Source organism: Streptomyces sp. NPDC085460 (assembly GCF_044541975.1).
GTDB lineage: Bacteria > Actinomycetota > Actinomycetes > Streptomycetales > Streptomycetaceae > Streptomyces.
In genome coordinates, this window is record NZ_JBITTO010000003.1 from 26935 (window position 1) to 47683 (window position 20749).

Below are 20749 nucleotides of genomic sequence, written 5' to 3' on the forward strand. Positions count from 1 at the left end.
TGCCGGTCGTCAAGTAAGTTTTGTGGAAAGTGGGAGTGAACAGCCATGGCCCGAGGCAACACCCGCCAGCGCATCCAGGACGTGGCTCTCGAACTCTTCGCCGAGCAGGGGTACGAGAAGACCTCGCTCCGGGAGATCGCGGAACGCCTCGACGTCACCAAGGCCGCGCTCTACTACCACTTCAAGACCAAGGAGGACATCCTCGTCGGGATCTTCGAGGACCTCACGCGGCCGATGGACGAGCTGATCGAGTGGGCGCAGACGCAGCCGCGGACCCTGGAGACCCGGCAGGAGGTGCTGCGCCGCTACCAGGTGGCGCTGCGCGCCGCCGCCCCGCTCTTCCGCTTCATGCAGGAGAACCAGGCGGCGGTCCGTGACCTGAGCGTCGGCCTCACCTTCAAGGAGCGCATGATCACGCTGACCGGCCTGATCCAGGAGCCGGAGTTCGCGACGGTGGACCAGGTCCGCTGCGTGAGCGCGATCTTCACCCTGCACGCGGGCACGTTCTTCATGCAGAACGTCGAGGGCGACCCCGAGGAGAAGCACGAAGCCGTCCTCGAGGTCGCCCTCGATCTGCTGAACCGGGCCCACGGGGCCGGCTAGCGGGTGGATCAGATGGACACGCCGTGGGTCCGCAGGAACGCGGCCGGGTTGACGGCGGAGCCGTAGTTCGGGGTCGTACGGATCTCGAAGTGCAGGTGCGGGCCGGAGGAGTTTCCGGTGTTGCCCGAGAGGGCGATCTTCTGGCCGGCGCCGACCTTCTGGCCGAGGTGGACCTGGATCTTCGACAGGTGGGCGTACTGCGAGTAGGTGCCGTTGGCGTGCTTCACGACGATGGCGTTGCCGTACGCGGGGCCGTCGCCGCCGCCGTTCGGGCCGGCCTTCACGACGGTGCCGGCGCCGGCGGCCTTGACCGGGGTGCCGACCGGGACGGCGAAGTCCTGGCCGGAGTGCTTGTGGGCCCACATGGAGCCGCCCTGGTTGTAGCTGGCGGTGAGGGTGTACGAGGTGACCGGCTTGACCCAGCCCTTGGCCTTCTTCGCGGCGGCCGGCTTGGCGGCGGCCTTCTTGGCCGCGGCCTTCACCTGGGCGGCCTTCACGGCCTTGGCCTGGGCGGCCTGGGTCTTGACGGCCTTCACGTGGGCCGCGGCCTTGGCCTGGGTCTCGGCCTGCGCCGCGATGGCGGCGGCCGCGGTACCGGCGAGCGGGGCGGCCTTGCTCTCGGCGGCGAAGGCGGACCCTGCTCCGGCCACCAGCGACGCTCCCAGTCCCGCGGTGGCGAGGGCGACGGCGGTGACTCGGACGGCGGGGTTCATGACGCGCTTCGACATACGGGGGAAGACCTCCGGGCAGAACGGGACCCGACGCGATCGGTGCGTTGCGCCGGGCTGGCCGTTCCTTGGTAACCCGCCACCCAGGCCATCCCAAAACACCCCATCTACGACACGAGGTCGTAGCGATCTCCACCGGAATACGGCCCTTGACACCTCCGCGGCCCCACCTTGAAATCGGACATATCAACCCAAGCTTCTAGGTTTAGCGCCATGTCGGCGGGGCCCCGAGAGGCCCGGAAGGCGGCGCTCCGCCCGATTCGACCCCCTCGGGACCATGGTCCCGTTGGTTGACTCCTGAACGTCCCGCTTTGACCGTTATAAGAACTACGACCCTGTCTAGTACCCCTTGATCCCCCTGTGCGGCTTGTCACCGCGCGGCCCCTGCCATTGGGACCTGGGTCACGCAACCCGAGCCCTCCGCAGGCCGTCAGGAACGCCGGGAGGACGTCGAAAAGGGGCGGCCCCGGAACCGTGTGGTTCCGGGGCCGCCCCTGTGAAGCCGCTACACGCTCAGCGCGTGCGTCACGCGTCCTTGGACAGGTTCGGGCCCGTCTCGCCCGCCGCGACCGGCGGAGCGTCCGGCAGGGCCGCCTTCTCCTCGCCGCGGAAGGTGAACTTGCGCTCCTCGCCCTCGCCCTCCGTGTCCACGACCACGATGTGGCCGGGGCGGAGGTCGCCGAAGAGGATCTTCTCGGACAGGGTGTCCTCGATCTCGCGCTGGATCGTCCGGCGGAGCGGGCGGGCGCCCAGGACCGGGTCGTAGCCCTTCTTCGCCAGGAGCTCCTTGGCGGACTGGGAGAGCTCGATGCCCATGTCCCGGTCCTTCAGACGCTCGTCCACGCGGCCGATCATCAGGTCGACGATCTGGAGGATGTCGTCCTGGGTCAGCTGCGGGAAGACGATGACGTCGTCGACACGGTTGAGGAACTCGGGGCGGAAGTGCTGCTTCAGCTCCTCGCTGACCTTCGCCTTCATCCGCTCGTAGTTGGACTTCGTGTCGCCCTGGGCGGCGAAGCCCAGGTTGAAGCCCTTCGAGATGTCCCTGGTCCCGAGGTTGGTCGTCATGATGATGACCGTGTTCTTGAAGTCCACGACCCGGCCCTGGGAGTCGGTCAGGCGACCGTCCTCCAGGATCTGGAGCAGGGAATTGAAGATATCGGGGTGAGCCTTCTCGACCTCGTCGAAGAGGACGACGGAGAACGGCTTGCGGCGCACCTTCTCGGTGAGCTGGCCGCCCTCTTCGTAGCCGACGTATCCGGGCGGCGAGCCGAAGAGACGGGAAACCGTGTGCTTCTCGCTGAACTCCGACATGTCGAGGGAGATCATCGCGTCCTCGTCGCCGAAGAGGAATTCGGCGAGCGCCTTGGACAGCTCGGTCTTACCGACACCGGACGGACCGGCGAAGATGAACGAGCCGCCGGGACGCTTCGGGTCCTTCAGGCCGGCACGCGTACGCCGGATGGCGCGCGAGAGGCCGATGACGGCGTCCTTCTGGCCGATGACGCGCTTGTGGAGCTCGTCCTCCATGCGGAGCAGACGCGAGGACTCCTCCTCGGTCAGCTTGAAGACCGGGATGCCGGTGGCGGTCGCGAGGACCTCGGCGATCAGCTCGCCGTCGACCTCGGCGACGACGTCCATGTCGCCGGCCTTCCACTCCTTCTCCCGCTTGGCCTTCGCGGCGAGGAGCTGCTTCTCCTTGTCGCGCAGGGACGCGGCCTTCTCGAAGTCCTGCGAGTCGATCGCGGACTCCTTGTCGCGGCGGACGCCGGCGATCTTCTCGTCGAACTCGCGGAGGTCCGGCGGCGCGGTCATCCGGCGGATGCGCATCCGGGAGCCGGCCTCGTCGATCAGGTCGATCGCCTTGTCCGGGAGGAAGCGGTCCGAGATGTACCGGTCGGCCAGGGTCGCGGCCTGGACGAGGGCCTCGTCGGTGATGGAGACGCGGTGGTGCGCCTCGTACCGGTCGCGGAGACCCTTGAGGATCTCGATGGTGTGCGGCAGCGACGGCTCGGCGACCTGGATGGGCTGGAAGCGGCGCTCGAGAGCGGCGTCCTTCTCCAGGTACTTGCGGTACTCGTCGAGCGTGGTGGCGCCGATGGTCTGGAGCTCACCGCGGGCCAGCATCGGCTTGAGGATGCTGGCGGCGTCGATCGCGCCCTCGGCGGCGCCCGCACCCACGAGGGTGTGGAGCTCGTCGATGAACAGGATGATGTCGCCGCGGGTGCGGATCTCCTTGAGGACCTTCTTCAGGCGCTCCTCGAAGTCACCGCGGTAGCGGGAGCCGGCGACCAGCGCGCCGAGGTCCAGGGTGTAGAGGTGCTTGTCCTTGAGGGTCTCGGGCACCTCGCCCTTGACGATGGCCTGCGCCAGGCCCTCGACGACGGCGGTCTTGCCGACGCCGGGCTCGCCGATGAGGACCGGGTTGTTCTTGGTGCGGCGGGACAGCACCTGCATGACCCGCTCGATCTCCTTCTCGCGCCCGATGACCGGGTCGAGCTTGGACTCGCGGGCCGCCTGGGTGAGGTTGCGGCCGAACTGGTCGAGGACCAGGGACGTCGAGGGGGTGCCCTCGGCAGGACCGCCGGCGGTGGCGGCTTCCTTGCCCTGGTAGCCGGAGAGCAGCTGGATGACCTGCTGCCGCACCCGGTTGAGGTCGGCGCCCAGCTTCACGAGGACCTGGGCGGCGACGCCCTCGCCCTCGCGGATCAGGCCGAGCAGGATGTGCTCGGTGCCGATGTAGTTGTGGCCGAGCTGGAGGGCCTCGCGGAGCGAGAGCTCCAGGACCTTCTTGGCGCGAGGGGTGAAGGGGATGTGGCCGGAGGGCGCCTGCTGGCCCTGGCCGATGATCTCCTCCACCTGCTGGCGGACCGCCTCGAGCGAAATCCCGAGGCTCTCCAGGGCCTTAGCGGCGACACCCTCACCCTCGTGGATAAGGCCCAGAAGGATGTGCTCGGTGCCGATGTAGTTGTGGTTGAGCATCCGGGCTTCTTCCTGAGCCAGGACGACAACCCGCCGCGCGCGGTCGGTGAACCTCTCGAACATCGTTAATCGCTCCTCAGAGCGGTCAGTCAGTTAGGGGTCGATCCCCTCCCTGTCCTTCCGCAGCTTAGTCCCGCAAGCGGGGACCGCTCATTCCAACTGCCGACATCCGTCCGGATCACCCCCTTGTCCTTGGGGTAGCCCACTGCCGAACAGCCGACAAATGCTCCAACTCGATGGTGCGAGACGATGTTCCCGCAGGCCAAGCAGTTACCCACGCCTTGAGTACGCCGATGGCGAACGTGAGACGGCCGGACCCGCGGAGTCACCCCTCTCCACTAGGAATGTCTTACCCGTGGGGTCCGACACTCCATGCGGCGCACCCGGGGTCCCTCCGCTACCAGCGAACAAGGTCGCACTCTCGAATGCGCCCGTACGTCTCGATAACGGACACCTCGGGTCCCCGGACCGGAACGTTACGTCACCGGTGAGGCCCGGGGCCGTAACCTCCCCGGCTCCCCGGGAGTTCCCCGGGCATGGCCCTCACCGTCCCGTTTCCCCGCTCGCCGCTCGACGGCGGACGGGCGCTCTCGCTCTGGTACGAGCGGGAGCTCGGCTGGGCGACGGTGCCGGGCCCGCCGGTACAGCTGGTGACGGGGCTCCGCTTCGACGTGCTGGAGCTTCCCTCGGCGGCCGGCCGGGCGGTGCTGCGCCGGGTGGGCGCCGCGACGGGGCCGGTGGCGCTGATGGGGCGCCGCATGCGGTTCCTGGTGGCCGCGGGGAGCGCCGAGGAGCTTCCCGGGCTGCTGGAGTGGCTGGAGTGGGGCGGGATCTCACTGGATCTCGTGGCGCTGGGCGCCGACGGCCGGATGACCGCTCCCCCGCCTCCGGGGCGGGCCGGCTCCGGCGCGCCGGGCGCCGCCGTGTGGCTGCGGGCTCCCGGGCCGGGGCGCGAGGCGGAGTCCTCGCTGCCGGCGCCGAGGTCCGGGCCGTGGGGCCGTGCGGGGGCCCCGTGTCTGACGCCCCTGGTCGCCGCCGCCGCGGTGGAGTGCCATCGGCTGCGGCTGCTGGACGCCCGGGCCGGCGGGCCGGCGGGCCGACGGGGGACGCCTCAGCGGTTCGCGTCCTCGTAGGCCGCCTTGACGTGGGCGGGGACGCGGCCGCGGTCGTTGACCTCGTAGCCGTTCTCCTTGGCCCACGCGCGGATCTTCGCCGTGTCCTGGCTGCCGGAGGCGGCGGGGCGGCCCTTGCCGCGGCCCGTGGCGGTGCGGCCGCCGGTGCGACGCCCGTTCGCGGTGTACGGCTCGAGCAGGCCACGGAGCTTTTCCGCGTTGGCGGTGGTGAGGTCGATCTCGTAGGTCTTGCCGTCCAGCGCGAACGTCACGGTCTCGTCCGCCTCGACGCCGTCGAGGTCGTCGACAAGAAGGACCTGAACCTTCTGTGCCACCGGATTTCCTTTCATCGAAAATGCAGTACGCGGAAAGGAAACCGCTTTTCCCGGAAAAACACAAACCCCTGGCAGAGGTTCAGAAGCCCGGCAACGCGGGAAACGTGCGCGATCCGGACATAGGGTTCCGCCGGGGTTCCGCCGGGCTTCCGGTCACAGGTGCAGAAGCATCCGGCTGTTGCCCAAGGTGTTCGGCTTCACTCGTTCGAGACCGAGGAACTCGGCGACACCCTCGTCATAGGAACGGAGGAGCTCGCTGTAGACATCTCCGTCGACCGGGGTCTCACCGATCTCGACGAAGCCGTGCTTCGCGAAGAAGTCGACTTCGAAGGTGAGACAGAAAACCCTGCGCACACCGAGCCAGCGTGCGGTCTGCAACAACTGGTTGAGCAGCAGATGCCCGACGCCGGCGCCCTTGAAGTCGGGATCGACGGCGAGTGTGCGGACTTCCGCGAGGTCTTCCCACATGACGTGCAGGGCGCCGACTCCGACGACCTCGGCGTCCTCGTCGCGTTCCGCGACCCAGAACTCCTGGATGTCCTCGTAAAGCGTCACCGTGGCCTTGTCGAGGAGGATGCCGCGGCGCGCGTAGGGATCGACCAGGCGCCGTACGGCGGCGACGTCGGAGGTGCGGGCACGGCGAACGGTGACGGCTTTCGACATGGGGGGACGGTACCGCTAGGAGGCCGCCGGCTCTCCTCCGCCCTCCTCGGGCGAAGGGAGCGGGTTGTCGCGCTGGACGATGCGGATGGCGTCGTTCAGGGACTCCCGCTGTTCCGGGGACATCATCCCGAAGAAGGCGACCAGGGCGGCCGCGGGGTTGTCGCTCTGCGCCCAGGCTTCGTTCATCAGTGCGGCCGAGTAGGCGGCGCGGGTGGAGACCGCCGTATATCGATAGGCGCGGCCTTCGACTTCCCTGCGCACCCAGCCCTTCTGGTGGAGATTGTCCATGACGGTCATGACGGTGGTGTAGGCGATGGAGCGTTCCCGCTGGAGGTCTTCCAGGACTTCCCGGACGGTCACCGGGCGGTTCCATTGCCAGATGCGCGTCATGACAGCGTCTTCGAGTTCTCCCAAGGGGCGGGGCACAGGTCCACCCTAGTGGGAGATATAGGGAATGACGGTTATTGGCGTGCACTGCCCATGAAATGCTGCCAGAAGAAGACAAAAGGGGCGTCCGGCCGCGTGCGGCCGGACGCCCCTCGGGGTTCCGCGAGTTCTACGCGTCGCTGCCGTCCGGCTGGCGGGCGGCCTCCGCGCGGGCGAGCGCGGCGTCGACCGCCGCGTCCTCCTTGGCCTTGTTCGGGCCGCCCTGGGACTTGACGATCACGACGATGAGGGCGATGAAGAACGCAGCCATCACGACGGGGGGCAAAAGCGCGGATACGTAGTCCATGGCGACCAGGGTAGCTAGCCCGCGACCCGTTCCTCGGGCGGGGGCGGCGGGACGGGCCTGCGGCGCGGCGGGAAGACCTCGGAGGGCTTGGGCACCGGACGCTCGGACGGGGCCGGGGTGGGCGGCTTGGGCCGGGGCTCCTCGGCCGCGCGGCCGCCGGGCAGGGCGAGCAGCCGGGCCCGGGAGGCGGCGGGGGCGCTGGCGGTGGCCTGGGAGACGCGGGCGAGGCGGGCCCGCACGGAACGCTCGGCGAGGACCTGGCAGCGGGTGAGCAGCCGGGCGGCGGCGGGGTGGCCGCGCAGCGCGCGCAGGGCGGCGAGGTCGTCGGCCTGGGGGTCGTACCCGCCGTCCAGGGCGTCCTCCAGGAGGTCCAGGTAGCCGGCGAGGGAGCCGGGGAGGGCCTCGCGGTAGCGGGCGAGGTCGTCGAGGAGGAAGGCGCGCAGCCGGCCGGCCTCGCGCACGGCCTCGTCCACGGAAAGTGCCAGGCGGAGGGCGTCACGGACGTCCTCGTCCGGGAGGGGGGCGGGGTGGAGGGCGTTGGCGAGGGCGCGTCGGAGCACACGCAGCTCGTCCGCGCTGAACGCCATGCCGCCGCGGGATCCGTATGGCGTGGGCATGGGGCGACGATACGCGCTAATCGGACAATTTTCTCTAAGCGATCATCCGGCGCGTCGGCGCCGGACGCCCTCCACCTGCGGATTCCCGCCCCACGCGCGCGTGGGGCGGCTCGCTGCCCGTACGCCCGTACGCGCGCGTGGAGCGCGCGCGGTCACATGCGGGAGACGTTCCGCTCGTAGACCAGGCGCAGGCCGATCAGCGTCAGCCACGGCTCGTGCCGGTCGATCTCGGCCGAGTCCCGCAGGACCATCGGCGCCAGTCCGCCGGTGGCGATCACCGTGACGGTCGAGGGGTCGCCCTTCGGGCCGACCAGCTCGCGCTTCATCCGGGCGACGACGCCGTCCACCTGGCCCGCGTACCCGAAGACGATGCCGGACTGCATCGCCTCGACGGTGTTCTTCCCGATCACCCCGCGCGGCCGGACCAGCTCGATCTTGCGGAGCATCGCGCCCTTCACGCCGAGCGCCTCGACCGAGATCTCGATGCCGGGGGCGATCGCGCCGCCCGCGTACTCCCCGCGCGCGGTGACCGCGTCGTACGTGGTCGCCGTGCCGAAGTCGACCACGATCGCCGGGCCGCCGTAGAGCTCGACGGCGGCGACCGCGTTGATGATGCGGTCCGCGCCGACCTCCTTCGGGTTGTCGGTGAGGATCGGGACGCCCGTCTTCACACCGGGCTCCACGAGGACCGCAGGCACGTCGCCGTAGTAGCGGCGGGTCACCTCGCGCAGCTCGTGCAGCACCGAGGGGACCGTCGCGCAGATCGCGATCCCCTCGATGCCGTCGCTCAGCTCCGCGCCGAGCAGCGGGTGCATGCCCATCAGGCCCTGGAGCAGGACCGCCATCTCGTCGGCGGTCCTGCTGGGATCCGTGGAGATCCGCCAGTGCTCGACGATCTCCTCGCCGTCGAAGAGCCCGAGAACCGTGTGCGTGTTGCCGACGTCGATGGTGAGCAGCATCAGTCGCGCACCTCGCGCAGGTCCAGGCCGATGTCGAGGATCGGGGAGGAGTGCGTGAGGCCGCCGACCGCCAGGTAGTCCACCCCGGTCGCCGCGTACGCCGCCGCGTTCTCCAGGGTGAGGCGGCCGGAGGACTCCAGGACCGCGCGGCCGCCGACCAGGGCCACGGCCTCCTCGGTCTCGCCCGGGGTGAAGTTGTCCAGCAGGATCAGGTCGGCGCCCGCGTCCAGCACCTCGCGGACCTGGTGCATGGTGTCGACCTCGACCTCGATCGGCACCTCGGGGAACGCCTCACGGACGGCCTGGAACGCCTCGGCGACGCCGCCGGCGGCCACCACGTGGTTGTCCTTCACGAGCGCCGCGTCCGAGAGCGACATCCGGTGGTTGACGCCGCCGCCGCAGCGGACCGCGTACTTCTCCAGGGCGCGCAGGCCCGGCGTCGTCTTGCGGGTGTCGCGGACCTTGGCCTTCGTGCCCTCCAGGGCGTCCGCCCACGCGCGCGTGGCGGTGGCGATGCCGGAGAGGCGGCAGAGGATGTTCAGCGCGCTGCGCTCACCGGTCAGCAGGTCGCGGGTGCGGGCGGTGACGCTGAGCAGCAGGTCGCCGGGCTCGACGCGCTCGCCGTCCTCGCGGTGCCGCTCGACCTCGAACTCCTCGGTGCAGACGATCGACAGGACCGCCTCGGCCACCCGCAGTCCGGCGACCACGCCGGCCTCGCGGGCCACGAAGTCGGCGGTGGCGACGGCGTCCTCGGGGACGGTCGCCACGGTCGTCACGTCCACACCGCCGTCGAGGTCCTCGGCGATCGCCAGGTGGGCGATGTCCTCGACCTGGACGGGGTCGAGACCGGCGTCGGCGAGCAGCTGGGCGAGCGCGGGGTCGAGCCCGCACTCGTACTCCTCCTCGCCGCCGCAGCCGCAGCCGTCGCCGCAGCCGCCGGACTCCTCGTAGGAGCTGATCTGGATGAGAGGGACGTCCACGGGCTCGGGACGGGCTTCCTCGGGCGTGCTCACGGCTGCGGCTCCCTGGGGGCTTCGGGGGTTACGGGCGGAAAGTCCGCGGTCTCGGTGGTGCGCACCACCGGGCGGCGGTCGGGCGTGAGGCGGACGACCAGGTGGCGGCGCCACCGCTCGTCGTCCCGGTCCGGGCGGTCCTCGCGCCAGTGGCAGCCGCGGGTCTCCTCGCGCGCCAGGGCGGCCGCGGCCAGGACCCGGGCCACGCAGAGCAGGTTGGTGGTCTCCCAGGAGTCGACGCCCGGCTCGGCGGCCTTGCGCTCCTCCTCGGCGTCCTGCCGGAGCGCTTCCAGGGCGTCGGCGGCGGCGGTCAGGGAGGCGGCCGAGCGCAGCACGCCCGCGTCCCTGGTCATGATCCGCTGGATCTCCCGGCGGACCTCGGGGGCGAGCAGGGTCAGCACCGTCGCCGCGGGCTCGGTCCGGACCACGCCCTCGCGGTGCGGGCCGTGCTCGGCGATGTCCGCGGCGATCCGCTCGGCGAAGACCAGGCCCTCCAGGAGCGAGTTGGAGGCGAGCCGGTTGGCGCCGTGCACGCCCGTGCAGGCGACCTCGCCGCACGCGTACAGGCCGGGCACGGTGGTGCGGCCCCTCAGGTCGGTGCGGATGCCGCCGGAGGCGTAGTGGGCGGCCGGGGCGACCGGGATCGGGTCGGTGACCGGGTCGATGCCGTGCGCCCGGCAGGCGGCCAGGATCGTCGGGAAGCGCCGCTCCCACATCTCGGCGCCGAAGTGCCGGGCGTCGAGGTACATGTGCTCGGCGCCCTGCTGCTGCATGCGGCGGGTGATCGCCTTGGCGACGATGTCCCGGGGCGCCAGCTCGGCCAGCTCGTGCTGCCCGAGCATGAAGCGGACGCCGTCGGCGTCGACCAGGTGGGCGCCCTCGCCGCGTACCGCCTCGGAGACCAGCGGCTGCTGGCCCTCGGCGCCCGCGCCGAGGAAGAGCACGGTCGGGTGGAACTGGACGAACTCCAGGTCGGAGACCTCGGCGCCGGCGCGCAGCGCGAGGGCGACGCCGTCGCCGGTGGAGACGGACGGGTTGGTGGTGGCCGAGTAGACCTGCCCCATGCCGCCGGTGGCGAGGACGACGGCGGGGGCGCGGACGGCGCCGACGCCGTCGTGCTGGCCCTCGCCCATGACGTGCAGGGTGACGCCGGCCGTGCGGCCCTCGTCGTCCTTGAGGAGGTCGAGGACGAGCGCGTGCTCGACGGTCCTGATGTTCTGCTCGCGGATGGCCTCGACGAGCGCGCGGGAGATCTCCGCGCCGGTCGCGTCGCCGCCCGCGTGGGCGATCCGGCGGCGGTGGTGGCCGCCCTCGCGGGTGAGGGCGATCTCGCCGTCGTCGGTGCGGTCGAAGTCGGCGCCGGTGGCCATCAGCCGGCGGACGGCGTCCGGGCCCTCGGTGACCAGGAGGCGGACGGCCGGCTCGTCGCAGAGCCCGGCTCCGGCGACGAGGGTGTCGTCCAGGTGCTGGCCGGGGGTGTCGCCCTCGCCGAGCGCGGCGGCGATGCCGCCCTGGGCCCAGCGGGTGGAGCCGTCGTCCAGATTGGCCTTGGTGACGACGACGGTACGGAGGCCGGAGGCGGCGCAGCGCAGCGCGGCCGTCAGTCCGGCGACGCCGGAGCCGACCACGACGACGTCGGCGTCGATGGCCCAGCCCGGCTCGGGGGCGTGCAGCCGTATTCCGGTCACGTGGCGGCTCCCTGGGTGGCTCCGAAGGTCAGCGGGATGTTGTCGATGAGTCGGGTGGTGCCCACGCGCGCGGCGAGCGCGAGGATCGCCTCGCCCCGGTGGCCGTCCTCGACCTCGGTGAAGTCGGCCGGGTCGATCAGGGCCAGGTAGTCGAGGACCAGCGGCGGATCTGCCTTCGCGGCCTCGTCCAGGACCGCCCTCGCGGCGGCCCGTACGGCTTCGGCGCCACCGCCCTCGGCGGCCTGCGCGACCGCGTGCGCGTCGGCGGCGGCCCGGGCCTCGCCGAGCCGGGACAGCGCCTCCGCGCGTGTCTCGGCCCGCCCCTGGGCCCCGGGCAGGGCGACGGCACGCGCGTGCAGCGCCTCCTGCGCGGCGAGCCGGTCGCGGGCGGCGAACAGGGCCCGGGACAGGGCGAGCGCGGTGTGCCGCTCGCGGGCCGACAGGTAGCGGTTGCGGCTCGACAGGGCGAGGCCGTCGGTCTCGCGGACGGTCGGCACGCCCACGATCTCGACGGGGAAGTTCAGGTCACGCGCCATGCGGCGGATGACGGCCAGCTGCTGGGCGTCCTTCTGGCCGAAGAAGGCCAGGTCGGGCCGGGTGAGGTGGAGCAGCTTGGCGACGACGGTGAGGACGCCGTCGAAGTGTCCCGGCCGGGAGGCGCCCTCCAGCAGGTCGCCCATGGGGCCCGCGGTGATCCGGACCTCGGGCTGCCCGCCGGGGTAGACCTCGTCCGCGGAGGGGGCGAAGACGACGCTCGCGCCGTTGGCGAAGGCCAGCTCCAGGTCGGCGTCGAGGGTGCGCGGGTAGCGGTCGAGGTCCTCGCCCGCGCCGAACTGGAGCGGGTTGACGAAGACGGTGACGACGACGAAGCCGTCCTGGCCGACCCGCTCGCGGGCGGCCCGGATCAGGGTCGCGTGACCCTCGTGGAGGGCGCCCATGGTCATGACGACGGCGTCGTGCCCGGGCGTGCCGCCGAAGCCGGCACGCGCGCGTGCCAGCTCGGTGAGCGTGGAGACCAGCTCCGCCGGCGCGTGGCGCCCGGGGCTGTTCCGGTCGGACGGGCTCATCGGTCGTCTCCTCGCGGCCCGTCGGCGGGGCCGGTCGTGTCGGCGGCGGGGTCGGCGGCGAGGACGCCCAGCAGGTCCTGGGCCAGCTCCGGCTTGAGCAGGCCGTGCGCGAGCGCCCGGTCGGCGGTCGTACGGGCCATCGCCAGGTAGCCGGCGACGGTGCCGGGCGCGTGCTTGCGGAGCTCGGCCACGTGGGCGGCGACCGTGCCGGCGTCGCCGCGGGCGACGGGGCCGGTCAGGGCGGCGTCCCCGGACCGCAGGGCGTTGTCCAGGGCGGCGCCGAGGAGGGGGCCGAGCATCCGGTCGGGGGCGGCGACGCCGGCCGTGCGGAGCAGCTCCATCGACTGGGCCACCAGGGTGACCAGGTGGTTCGCGCCGAGGGCGAGGGCCGCGTGGTACAGCGGCCGGGCCTCCTCGGCGATCCACTCGGGCTCCCCGCCCATCTCGATGACCAGCGCCTCCGCGGCGAGCCGCAGCTCCTCCGGCGCGGTCACCCCGAAGGAGCAGCCGGCCAGCCGCTGCACGTCGACGGCGGTGCCGGTGAAGGTCATCGCGGGGTGCAGGGCGAGCGGCAGGGCGCCCGCGCGGCGGGCCGGGTCCAGGACCCGGGCCCCGTACCGCCCGGAGGTGTGGACGATCAGCTGGCCCGGCCGGACGGCGCCGGTCCCCGCGAGGCCCTCGACGAGGCCCGGCAGGGCGTCGTCCGGGACGGTGAGCAGGACGAGGTCGGCGAGGGCGAGCACGCGCGCGGGCTCCACCACGGGCACGTCCGGCAGCAGCTCGGCGGCCCTGCGCCGGGAGGCGTCGGAGACCGCGGAGACGGCGACGGGGCGGTGCCCGGCGAGCTGGAGGGAGGCGGCGAGGGCGGGGCCGACGCGGCCGGCGCCGACGACTCCTACGGCGAGCCGGGCGGGCCGGTCCTCGGCCCTGGGCTCTGGCGCTGCGGGTGCGTTCACGGTGGGTACGGGCCTTCCGTTCCAGTCCTCGGCGGGTACCGGACGATTTCTGGTCATGCTACGCCAGCGTTTCGTCCCTCCCCCGGTCGCCCGAAAGTCGTGAGCGGGTACGCGGATGACGGTGTGATGATCTGCCCATGGATGTGGATGAACTGCCACCGGAGACGCCCGGTGAGGTGAGCGGTGGCGCGGCCGGGGAGACGATCGGCGGCGCGGCCGGAGAGGCGCCCGACGAGGGTGCGGCGCGGCGGTACCGGGCCCAGGTGTGGGGCGGGGCCACGCGCTCGCTGTGGCGCCCGTCCGTGGAGGGCACGGCCGGCGGCCGGCTGCGCGCGCTGGCCGACTGGGCGGACGCCGCCGGGCTCGCGGACGCCGCCGTCGACGTGTACGGCGACGGGCTCGTGGAGGTCCTGGAGGAGCGGATCGCGGCGGAGCTGGGCATGCCCGCCGCCGTCTTCTTCCCGACCGGCACCATGGCCCAGCAGGTGGCGCTGCGCTGCTGGGCGGCGCGGACCGGCAGCCCGGTCGTCGCGCTCCACCCGCTCGCCCACCCCGAGGTCCACGAGGGCGGCGCCCTCGGGGCCGTGTCGGGGCTGCGGACGGTGCACCCGACGGACGCGCCCCGGCTGCCGACGGCCGAGGAGGTACGGGACCACCCGGAGCCCTTCGGGACGCTGATGCTGGAGCTGCCGCTGCGGGACGCGGGCTTCGTGCTGCCGTCCTGGGAGGAGCTGACCGAGACCGTCGAAGCGGCCCGGGAGCGGGACGCGGTGGTCCACTTCGACGGCGCCCGGCTGTGGGAGTGCCCCACGCGGCTCGGCCGTCCGCTCGCGGAGATCGCCGGGCTCGCGGACAGCGTGTACGTCTCCTTCTACAAGTCCCTCGACGGGATGTCCGGGGCGGCGCTGGCCGGGCCCGAGGAGCTGGTGGCGGAGGCCCGGGTCTGGCTCCACCGGTACGGGGGCCGGGTCTTCCAGCAGTACCCGGTGGCGCTCGCGGCGCTGCGCGGCCTGGACACCGAGCTGCCCCGGCTGCCGTCGTACGTGGCCCACGCGCGCGTGGTGGCCGACGCCCTGCGCGAGGAGCTCGCGGGGAAGGACGGTCCCGGCTGGTTCCGGATCCACCCGGAGGCGCCGCACACCCACCAGTTCCAGGTGTGGCTGCCGTACGCGCCGGACGTCCTCACGGCGGCGTCGCTCGCCCTGACCGAGCGGACCGGGACCTGCCTGTTCCGCCGGTGGTTCGCGCCGGGCGCGGCCGGCCCGCCGGGCACCGCCGTCACCGAGGTGACGGTGGCGGCGGCGGGTCTCGACTGGACGCCCCAGGACGTCAGGACGGCCGTACGGGACTTCCTGGCGCTCGTCGCCGGCTGAGGCCCCGCAGCAGCCGGGCCAGGGCCGTACCGAGGCGGCCGGTGGCGGGCCGGCCGGCCACCACGCGCGCGAAGCGGCGGTGGTCGCGGAGCTCGCGCAGCACGGCCAGGTCGTGGGTGCCGGGGGCGGGCGGGGCGGGCTCGCCCCGCCGCGCGGCCCGGTAGCTGTCGAAGAGGTGCTGTTGCAGCGCGTCCATGGCCTCACCCTGGGGCCGCCGGCGGCCGCCCCGCGCTCCGATTGACGGCCCTCGTCAATCGGAGGGACGCGGGCCCCGGTGCGTCCCGCACCATGGGGGCGTGAGCGTGACCATCGACATCACCGGAGTGCCGCCCGAGCGGATCGTCTTCTGTCCCTCGCCGCTGGCCGAGCTCGGCAACGCCGTCCACGTCCTGGCGGAGCCGGGCCACCATCCCGGCCACCACGCGTGGGCGACGGCGACCACCGCCGCCCTGGAGCCCGGTCTCGCCGACCGGCTCCTGGAGGCCGACTTCATGTGGCGGTCGACCCGCTCGGACTTCCTGCTGCCGGCCCGGCCCCGGGAGACGCTGGCCGAGGAGCTCGACGACCTGGACCGGCTGGACGACGAGAAGTTCGTCGGCGCCGCCCTGGAGATCTCGTGCAGCCCGCTCTACGCCCGGGGCGGCATCCCGTCGCCGCTGGTGGACGAGCGGTCCGCGCGGCGGGCCCTGGACCTGGCCGCCGCGCGCGGTCCCCGGCAGGCCGCGTTCGTGGAGCGGATGCTCGCCGCGCCGGCCGCCACGCGCGCGTGGATCCGGCGTCTGATGGAGGACTGCGACGAGGCGTTCTTCGCCGACGCCTGGCGGCGGATCCGGGTGCAGCTCGCCGCCGACGCCCGCCACAAGACGGAGCTGATGCGCCACAAGGGGCTGGCCGAGGCCCTCGCGGACGCGTCTCCGGCGCTGAGCCTGGAGGAGGACGGCGAGAGCGCCCGGATCGTGGTCGACAAGCTGATGGAGGCGCGGGCGGACGCCCGCGCCGGAGCCGTCACGCTGGTGCCGAGCGTCTTCGGCCGGCCGCATCTGATGGCCCTGTACTCGCCCGGCTGGCAGCCGGTGATCATGTATCCGGCGGCGAGCCGCGAGGTCGGCGGCCTGGAGTCGGTCGAGACCGTGCGGCTCCGCCTGGACGCGCTCGCCCACCCGGTGCGGATGCGGATGTGCCGGAGCCTGGCGCGCGGCCCGTACTCGACGAGCGAGCTGGCCGACACGTACGGCATCACCGCGCCGGAGGTCTCCCGGCACCTGGCGGTGCTGCGGAAGGCCGGGCTCCTCACCACCCGCCGCCGGGGCCGGTACGTCCTCCACCAGCTCGACTTCTCGGTCGTCGCCCGCCTGGGCAGCGACTTTCTGGAGTCGGTGCTGCGCTGAGCCGGGCGGGACCGACTCGCTGCCGCGCCGAGCCGGGCGTGGCCTGCGCCGAGCCGGGCGGGACCGGCTCAGCGCAGCACCGCCGTCAGCCCTTGGCGCCGCCGCCCGCGCGGACCAGGCCCGTCTCGTACGCGAGGACGACGACCTGGACGCGGTCGCGGAGGCCCAGCTTGGTGAGGATGCGGCCCACGTGGGTCTTGACCGTCGCCTCGGAGAGCACGAGCCGGGCGGCGATCTCGCCGTTGGAGAGGCCCTGGGCGACGAGGAGCATGACCTCCCGCTCGCGCTCGGTCAGCTTCTCCAGCTCGCGGTGCTCGGGCTCGCGGCCGGAGGACGGCAGCATCGGGGAGAAGCGGTCCAGGAGGCGGCGGGTGGTCGAGGGGGCGACGACGGCGTCGCCGCTGTGCACGGAGCGGATCGCGCCGAGCAGCTCGGCCGGGGGCACGTCCTTCAGCATGAAGCCGCTCGCGCCCGCCTTCAGGCCGGAGAACGCGTACTCGTCCAGGTCGAAGGTGGTCAGGATGAGCACCTTGGGGGCGTCGGGCTGGGCGCAGATCCGGCGGGTGGCCTCCACGCCGTCGAGGCGCGGCATCCGGACGTCCATGAGGACCACGTCGACCTGGGTGGCCCGCAGCACCTCCAGGGCCTCCGCCCCGTCGCCCGCCTCCGCCACGACCTCCATGTCCGGCTGGGCGGCCAGCACCATGCGGAAACCGGTGCGGAGGAGCACCTGGTCGTCGACGAGCATCACGCGGATGGACATGCGGTTCCTTCGGTGAGTGGGGACGAAGCTCGGGCTCTCAGTGTGCTGGCTTGAGCGGCAGCAGCGCGCTGATCCGGAAACCGCCGCCCGGGCGGGGGCCCGCGTCGAGGGTGCCGCCCACCATGCCGACCCGCTCCCGCATGCCGATGAGACCGTGCCCGCGCCCGTCGGCGCCGCCGTCCTCGTACATCTCCTGGGGGGCTCCCCTGCCGTCGTCCTCGACGAGCAGGCCGAGGCCGTCGTCGAAGTAGACGAGGCGGACGCTGGCACCGGCGTCGGGGCCGCCGTGCTTGCGGGTGTTGGTGAGGGCTTCCTGGACGATCCGGTAGGCGGTCAGGCCGACGCCGGTGGGCAGCTCGCGCGGGGTGCCCTCGACGGTGAGGTCGACGGTGAGACCGGCGCCCCTGACCTGCTCGACCAGCTCCTCGATCTGCTCCACGTCGGGCTGCGGCACGTACTCCCCCGCCTCCTTGTGCTCGCCGGTGCGCAGGATGCCGAGCAGCCTGCGCATCTCGGCGAGCGCCTGCCTGCCGGTGCCGGAGATGGTCTCCAGGGCCTGCTTGGCGGTCTCCGGGGAGGAGTCCATGACGTACGCGGCGCCGTCCGCCTGCACCACCATCACCGACACGTTGTGCGCGACGACGTCGTGGAGCTCGCGGGCGATCCGGGCCCGCTCGGCGGCGACCGCGACCTTGGCCTGCGCCTCCCGCTCCTTCTCCAGGCGGGCGGCCTTCTCCTCCAGCTGGACGAAGTAGGCGCGGCGGGTCCGGAGCGAGTCGCCGAGGACCCACGCGAGGGCGAACGGCACGGCCATGATCACCGTGAAGAACACCCGGGCCGGCACCGAGACGGTCTCCTCCAGGGGCCATCTCAGCTGGGAGATCGGAGCGGCGCAGAGCCCGCCGACGAGGGCGAGGCGGGAGGCCCACCGGGGGCCGTCGTGGGCGGCGACGGTGAAGATCATGACGAGCATGGCGAAGTTGGCGACGAACGGTTCGACGTCGAGGGCCAGCTGCACCAGGCCGAGCCCGACGGTGAGCACCAGCATCCGCTCCGGCGCCCGCCGCCGCAGCGCGACGACCAGCGAGTAGAGCGCGGCGACCGCCACGTAGCCGACGGGGTTGCCGAGGGCCGGGAGCGACCCGATCCACAGCACGGACATCCCGAGGAGGACGACGGCCCAGAAGACGTCGAAACCCGTCGGGTGGCTGCGGATGAAGTCGTAGAGGCGCTGCACGTAACCCAGAGTAGGGAAAGCGTGCGGGCGGGGGATCAACCGTGCGGTCGATCCTTGCGGCGGGACCCGTACGACCGGGGGTGGAGACTGGGGTCCGTGACGGATGAGGTGACGGACGGGACGCGGCCGCCCGCGGACGACGGGCGGGAGTGGCGGGGCTGGCGTGAGGCGGCGGAGCGGGCGCTGTACGGCCCCGGGGGGTTCTTCCTGCGGCCCGAGGGCCCCGCGGGCCACTTCCGCACCTCGGTGCACGCCTCGCCGCTCTTCGCGGCGGCGGTGGCCCGGCTGCTCGTCGCCACGGCGCGGGAGCTGGACACCGACGAGGTCGCCCTGGTGGACATGGGCGCGGGCCGGGGCGAGCTGGTGACCGGGGTGCTGGCGGCCGTCCCGGCGGGGCTGCGGGTGCGGGCGTACGCGGTCGAGCGGGCCGCCCGGCCGGAGGGGCTCGACCCCCGGGTGGAGTGGACCGGCCGGCCGCCGGAGGGGGTGCGCGGGCTGCTCTTCGCGAACGAGTGGCTGGACAACGTGCCGGTGGACGTCGCCGAGGTCGACGAGGACGGCACGGTCCGGTACGTGGAGGTGCGCCGCGACGGTACGGAGCGTCTCGGCGGCCCGGTCGAGGGCGCGGACCGGGAGTGGCTGGCCCGCTGGTGGCCGCTGTCGGCACCCGGCGAGCGGGCGGAGATCGGCGGGCCCCGGGACGCGGCGTGGGCGGCGGCGGCCGGTTCTCTGGCGGCGGGCCTCGCGGTGGCGGTGGACTACGGGCACGTACGGGACTCCCGGCCGCCCTTCGGGACGCTGACCGGCTTCCGGGCGGGCCGCGAGGTCGCGCCGGTCCCGGACGGCGCCGGCGACCTCACCGCCCATGTGGCCCTGGACGCGTGCGCGGCGGCGGTCCACGCGCGCGTGGCGCCGGAGCTGACGACCCAGCGGGAGGCGCTGCGCCGGCTCGGGGTCTCCGGCGGGCGGCCGCCGCTGGCACTGGCCTCGACCGACCCGGTGGCGTACGTGCGGGCGCTGTCCGCCGCCGGGGAGGCGGCGGAGCTGACCGCGCGGGGTGGCCTGGGCGACTTCCTGTGGCTGAGCCAGCGGGTCTGAGGGATTCCGGCGGCTGAACCCCAGCGGGTCCGGGGGATTCCGGCGGCGGGATCAGGCGGGCCGGGCCGTCGTCCGGAGGGCGGCCCGGGTGAGCGGCGGGCGGGTTGTCCACGGGGCCCGGGTGACGGGCGGGCGGGTTGTCCGCGGGGCCCGGGTGACGGGCGGACGGGTTGTCCACAGGGCCCGGCCGGCCGGTGGGCGGGTTGTCCACAGGCTGGGGGCCGACCCGCCGGAGGGGGTGCGCGGCGGGGGATACTGTGCGGCATGACGGAGACCACGGTCGGCATCGGCGGCGCGGCGGAGAGCACCGACATGGTGCTGAACATCGGCCCGCAGCACCCCTCCACGCACGGCGTGCTCCGGCTGCGGCTCGTGCTCGACGGCGAGGTGATCCGCCACGCGGAACCGGTCGTGGGCTACATGCACCGGGGCGCCGAGAAGCTCTTCGAGGCGCGTGACTACCGCCAGATCGTCATGCTGGCGAACCGGCACGACTGGCTGTCGGCCTTCTCCAACGAGCTCGGCGTGGTGATGGGCGTCGAGCGGATGCTCGGCATGGAGGTGCCGGAGCGGGCGGTGTGGCTGCGGACGCTGCTCGCGGAGCTGAACCGGGTCCTCAACCACCTGATGTTCCTGGGGTCGTACCCCCTGGAGCTGGGCGGGATCACCCCCGTCTTCCACGCCTTCCGGGAGCGCGAGGAGCTCCAGACGGTGATGGAGGAGGTGTCCGGCGGCCGGATGCACTACATGTTCAACCGGGTGGGCGGCCTCAAGGAGGACCTGCCGGCGGGCTGGCTCGGCCGGGCCCGGCAGGCGGTCGCGGACGTGCGGTCGCGGATGGACGTGTACGACCGTCTGGTCCTCGGCAACGAGATCTTCCGCGCCCGTACACGCGGGGTCGGCGTGCTGGCCCGCGAGACGGTGCACGCCTTCGGGGTGTCCGGTCCGATCGCCCGCGCCTCCGGCGTCGACTTCGACCTGCGGCGGGACGAGCCGTACCTGGCCTACGGGGAGCTCCAGGACACCCTGCGGGTGGTGCTCCGCGAGGAGGGCGACTGCCTGGCCCGCTTCGAGTGCCTGCTGGAGCAGACGCACAACTCCCTGGAGCTGGCGGACGCCTGTCTGGACCGGCTGGCCGAGCTGCCGCAGGGGCCCGTCAACCAGCGGCTGCCGAAGGTCCTGAAGGCGCCGGAGGGGCACACGTACGCCTGGACCGAGAACCCGCTCGGGCTGAACGGCTACTACCTGGTGTCGAAGGGGGAGAAGACCCCGTACCGGCTGAAGCTGCGCTCGGCCTCGTACAACAACATCCAGGCGCTGGTGGAGCTGCTGCCGGGGACGCTGGTGGCGGACATGGTGGCGATCCTGGGCTCGTTCTTCTTCGTCGTCGGCGACATCGACAAGTGACGGCCGGGTCCGCCCGGTCCGGATCCG

The 20749-nt window shown here is 73.0% G+C and carries 21 protein-coding genes; 6 read left to right on the top strand and 15 right to left on the bottom strand.

Annotated features, from left to right (window positions below; genetic code table 11):
* Nucleotides 1-45 precede the first annotated feature (45 nt).
* Nucleotides 46-603, top strand: a complete 558-nt coding sequence (locus tag ACIGHB_RS07930; RefSeq protein ID WP_360318294.1) for a helix-turn-helix domain-containing protein — start codon at nucleotides 46-48, stop codon at nucleotides 601-603.
* 8 nt (nucleotides 604-611) lie between these two features.
* Here ACIGHB_RS07930 and ACIGHB_RS07935 read toward each other — a convergent pair whose 3' ends face one another.
* Both ACIGHB_RS07935 and ACIGHB_RS07940 read right to left on the bottom strand, forming a co-directional pair.
* A complete protein-coding gene (locus ACIGHB_RS07935; RefSeq protein ID WP_399910538.1) occupies nucleotides 612-1331 on the bottom strand; it encodes a M23 family metallopeptidase in 720 nt (239 codons plus the stop codon).
* A gap of 525 nt (nucleotides 1332-1856) precedes the next feature.
* Entirely contained in the window at nucleotides 1857-4376 is a 2520-nt protein-coding gene (locus ACIGHB_RS07940; RefSeq protein ID WP_360318299.1) for an ATP-dependent Clp protease ATP-binding subunit, read from the bottom strand.
* A gap of 473 nt (nucleotides 4377-4849) precedes the next feature.
* On the opposite strand from ACIGHB_RS07940, the gene ACIGHB_RS07945 reads away from it, so the two are divergent.
* Nucleotides 4850-5446 carry an SCO3374 family protein gene (locus tag ACIGHB_RS07945; protein ID WP_360318302.1) on the top strand — a complete coding sequence of 199 codons (597 nt, stop codon included), beginning with the start codon at nucleotides 4850-4852 and terminating at the stop codon, nucleotides 5444-5446.
* Here the strand turns inward: ACIGHB_RS07945 and ACIGHB_RS07950 are convergent.
* The 10 genes from ACIGHB_RS07950 to ACIGHB_RS07995 all read right to left on the bottom strand — a co-directional run bounded on the left by ACIGHB_RS07950 (nucleotide 5425) and on the right by ACIGHB_RS07995 (nucleotide 13456).
* The gene (locus ACIGHB_RS07950) at nucleotides 5425-5760 is read right to left on the bottom strand and encodes an Lsr2 family protein (protein ID WP_360318305.1); all 336 of its coding nucleotides are present in this window, start codon (nucleotides 5758-5760) and stop codon (nucleotides 5425-5427) included. The genes ACIGHB_RS07945 and ACIGHB_RS07950 overlap by 22 nt on opposite strands.
* Nucleotides 5761-5913: 153 nt before the next feature.
* Nucleotides 5914-6423, bottom strand: a complete 510-nt coding sequence (locus tag ACIGHB_RS07955) for an amino-acid N-acetyltransferase (protein ID WP_360318308.1) — start codon at nucleotides 6421-6423, stop codon at nucleotides 5914-5916.
* Nucleotides 6424-6438: 15 nt separating this feature from the next.
* Nucleotides 6439-6849 (bottom strand): BlaI/MecI/CopY family transcriptional regulator, encoded by a 411-nt coding sequence (locus ACIGHB_RS07960; RefSeq protein WP_360318310.1) that lies wholly within the window; start codon nucleotides 6847-6849, stop codon nucleotides 6439-6441.
* A 130-nt stretch (nucleotides 6850-6979) separates the two neighbouring features.
* Nucleotides 6980-7156, bottom strand: coding sequence for a hypothetical protein (locus ACIGHB_RS07965; protein ID WP_360318312.1), 177 nt, complete (start codon nucleotides 7154-7156; stop codon nucleotides 6980-6982).
* A 14-nt stretch (nucleotides 7157-7170) separates the two neighbouring features.
* On the bottom strand, nucleotides 7171-7743 hold the full coding sequence (locus ACIGHB_RS07970) for a hypothetical protein (RefSeq protein ID WP_399911602.1): 573 nt from the start codon (nucleotides 7741-7743) through the stop codon (nucleotides 7171-7173).
* A 182-nt stretch (nucleotides 7744-7925) separates the two neighbouring features.
* Nucleotides 7926-8732, bottom strand: a complete 807-nt coding sequence (locus ACIGHB_RS07975) for a type III pantothenate kinase (RefSeq protein WP_169093168.1) — start codon at nucleotides 8730-8732, stop codon at nucleotides 7926-7928.
* Nucleotides 8732-9745, bottom strand: coding sequence for a carboxylating nicotinate-nucleotide diphosphorylase (gene nadC / locus ACIGHB_RS07980; protein ID WP_360318314.1), 1014 nt, complete (start codon nucleotides 9743-9745; stop codon nucleotides 8732-8734). The genes ACIGHB_RS07975 and nadC overlap by 1 nt, the downstream gene beginning before the upstream one ends.
* Nucleotides 9742-11433, bottom strand: a complete 1692-nt coding sequence (locus ACIGHB_RS07985) for an L-aspartate oxidase (protein WP_399910544.1) — start codon at nucleotides 11431-11433, stop codon at nucleotides 9742-9744. The genes nadC and ACIGHB_RS07985 overlap by 4 nt, the downstream gene beginning before the upstream one ends.
* On the bottom strand, nucleotides 11430-12500 hold the full coding sequence (gene panC / locus ACIGHB_RS07990) for a pantoate--beta-alanine ligase (protein WP_399910547.1): 1071 nt from the start codon (nucleotides 12498-12500) through the stop codon (nucleotides 11430-11432). Before panC ends, ACIGHB_RS07985 begins: the two co-directional genes overlap by 4 nt.
* Nucleotides 12497-13456 (bottom strand): DUF2520 domain-containing protein, encoded by a 960-nt coding sequence (locus tag ACIGHB_RS07995; RefSeq protein ID WP_360318320.1) that lies wholly within the window; start codon nucleotides 13454-13456, stop codon nucleotides 12497-12499. The genes panC and ACIGHB_RS07995 overlap by 4 nt, the downstream gene beginning before the upstream one ends.
* A gap of 137 nt (nucleotides 13457-13593) precedes the next feature.
* Between ACIGHB_RS07995 and ACIGHB_RS08000 the strand changes: the two genes are divergently transcribed.
* The gene (locus ACIGHB_RS08000; RefSeq protein ID WP_399910550.1) at nucleotides 13594-14829 is read left to right on the top strand and encodes a threonine aldolase family protein; all 1236 of its coding nucleotides are present in this window, start codon (nucleotides 13594-13596) and stop codon (nucleotides 14827-14829) included.
* Here ACIGHB_RS08000 and ACIGHB_RS08005 read toward each other — a convergent pair.
* Nucleotides 14786-15025 carry a hypothetical protein gene (locus ACIGHB_RS08005; protein ID WP_360318325.1) on the bottom strand — a complete coding sequence of 80 codons (240 nt, stop codon included), beginning with the start codon at nucleotides 15023-15025 and terminating at the stop codon, nucleotides 14786-14788. The two genes, ACIGHB_RS08000 and ACIGHB_RS08005, sit on opposite strands and share 44 nt — an antisense overlap.
* A 100-nt stretch (nucleotides 15026-15125) precedes the next feature.
* Here ACIGHB_RS08005 and ACIGHB_RS08010 point away from each other — a divergent pair, with 100 nt between their 5' ends.
* Complete coding sequence (locus ACIGHB_RS08010) at nucleotides 15126-16217, top strand: DUF5937 family protein (RefSeq protein WP_360318327.1); 1092 nt, start codon at nucleotides 15126-15128, stop codon at nucleotides 16215-16217.
* Nucleotides 16218-16302: 85 nt separating this feature from the next.
* Here the strand turns inward: ACIGHB_RS08010 and ACIGHB_RS08015 are convergent, their stop codons facing one another.
* Both ACIGHB_RS08015 and ACIGHB_RS08020 read right to left on the bottom strand, forming a co-directional pair.
* Nucleotides 16303-16980, bottom strand: a complete 678-nt coding sequence (locus ACIGHB_RS08015) for a response regulator (protein ID WP_399910555.1) — start codon at nucleotides 16978-16980, stop codon at nucleotides 16303-16305.
* 37 nt (nucleotides 16981-17017) lie between these two features.
* Nucleotides 17018-18217 (bottom strand): sensor histidine kinase, encoded by a 1200-nt coding sequence (locus ACIGHB_RS08020; RefSeq protein WP_399910558.1) that lies wholly within the window; start codon nucleotides 18215-18217, stop codon nucleotides 17018-17020.
* 96 nt (nucleotides 18218-18313) lie between these two features.
* On the opposite strand from ACIGHB_RS08020, the gene ACIGHB_RS08025 reads away from it, so the two are divergent.
* Both ACIGHB_RS08025 and ACIGHB_RS08030 read left to right on the top strand, forming a co-directional pair.
* Nucleotides 18314-19315: an SAM-dependent methyltransferase gene (locus ACIGHB_RS08025; RefSeq protein ID WP_399910562.1), complete on the top strand. Its 1002-nt coding sequence runs from the start codon at nucleotides 18314-18316 to the stop codon at nucleotides 19313-19315.
* A 264-nt stretch (nucleotides 19316-19579) separates the two neighbouring features.
* On the top strand, nucleotides 19580-20722 hold the full coding sequence (locus ACIGHB_RS08030; RefSeq protein WP_360306874.1) for an NADH-quinone oxidoreductase subunit D: 1143 nt from the start codon (nucleotides 19580-19582) through the stop codon (nucleotides 20720-20722).
* Nucleotides 20723-20749: the final 27 nt, after the last annotated feature.

Coding starts and splice junctions, on each gene's coding strand:
- ACIGHB_RS07930 (WP_360318294.1), top strand. CDS start 46: ATGGCCCGAGGCAACACCCGCCAGCGCATCCAGGACGTGGCTCTCGAA.
- ACIGHB_RS07935 (WP_399910538.1), bottom strand. CDS start 1,331: ATGTCGAAGCGCGTCATGAACCCCGCCGTCCGAGTCACCGCCGTCGCC.
- ACIGHB_RS07940 (WP_360318299.1), bottom strand. CDS start 4,376: ATGTTCGAGAGGTTCACCGACCGCGCGCGGCGGGTTGTCGTCCTGGCT.
- ACIGHB_RS07945 (WP_360318302.1), top strand. CDS start 4,850: ATGGCCCTCACCGTCCCGTTTCCCCGCTCGCCGCTCGACGGCGGACGG.
- ACIGHB_RS07955 (WP_360318308.1), bottom strand. CDS start 6,423: ATGTCGAAAGCCGTCACCGTTCGCCGTGCCCGCACCTCCGACGTCGCC.
- ACIGHB_RS07965 (WP_360318312.1), bottom strand. CDS start 7,156: ATGGACTACGTATCCGCGCTTTTGCCCCCCGTCGTGATGGCTGCGTTC.
- ACIGHB_RS07970 (WP_399911602.1), bottom strand. CDS start 7,743: ATGGCGTTCAGCGCGGACGAGCTGCGTGTGCTCCGACGCGCCCTCGCC.
- ACIGHB_RS07975 (WP_169093168.1), bottom strand. CDS start 8,732: ATGCTGCTCACCATCGACGTCGGCAACACGCACACGGTTCTCGGGCTC.
- panC (WP_399910547.1), bottom strand. CDS start 12,500: ATGAGCCCGTCCGACCGGAACAGCCCCGGGCGCCACGCGCCGGCGGAG.
- ACIGHB_RS08000 (WP_399910550.1), top strand. CDS start 13,594: ATGGATGTGGATGAACTGCCACCGGAGACGCCCGGTGAGGTGAGCGGT.
- ACIGHB_RS08005 (WP_360318325.1), bottom strand. CDS start 15,025: ATGGACGCGCTGCAACAGCACCTCTTCGACAGCTACCGGGCCGCGCGG.
- ACIGHB_RS08015 (WP_399910555.1), bottom strand. CDS start 16,980: ATGTCCATCCGCGTGATGCTCGTCGACGACCAGGTGCTCCTCCGCACC.
- ACIGHB_RS08030 (WP_360306874.1), top strand. CDS start 19,580: ATGACGGAGACCACGGTCGGCATCGGCGGCGCGGCGGAGAGCACCGAC.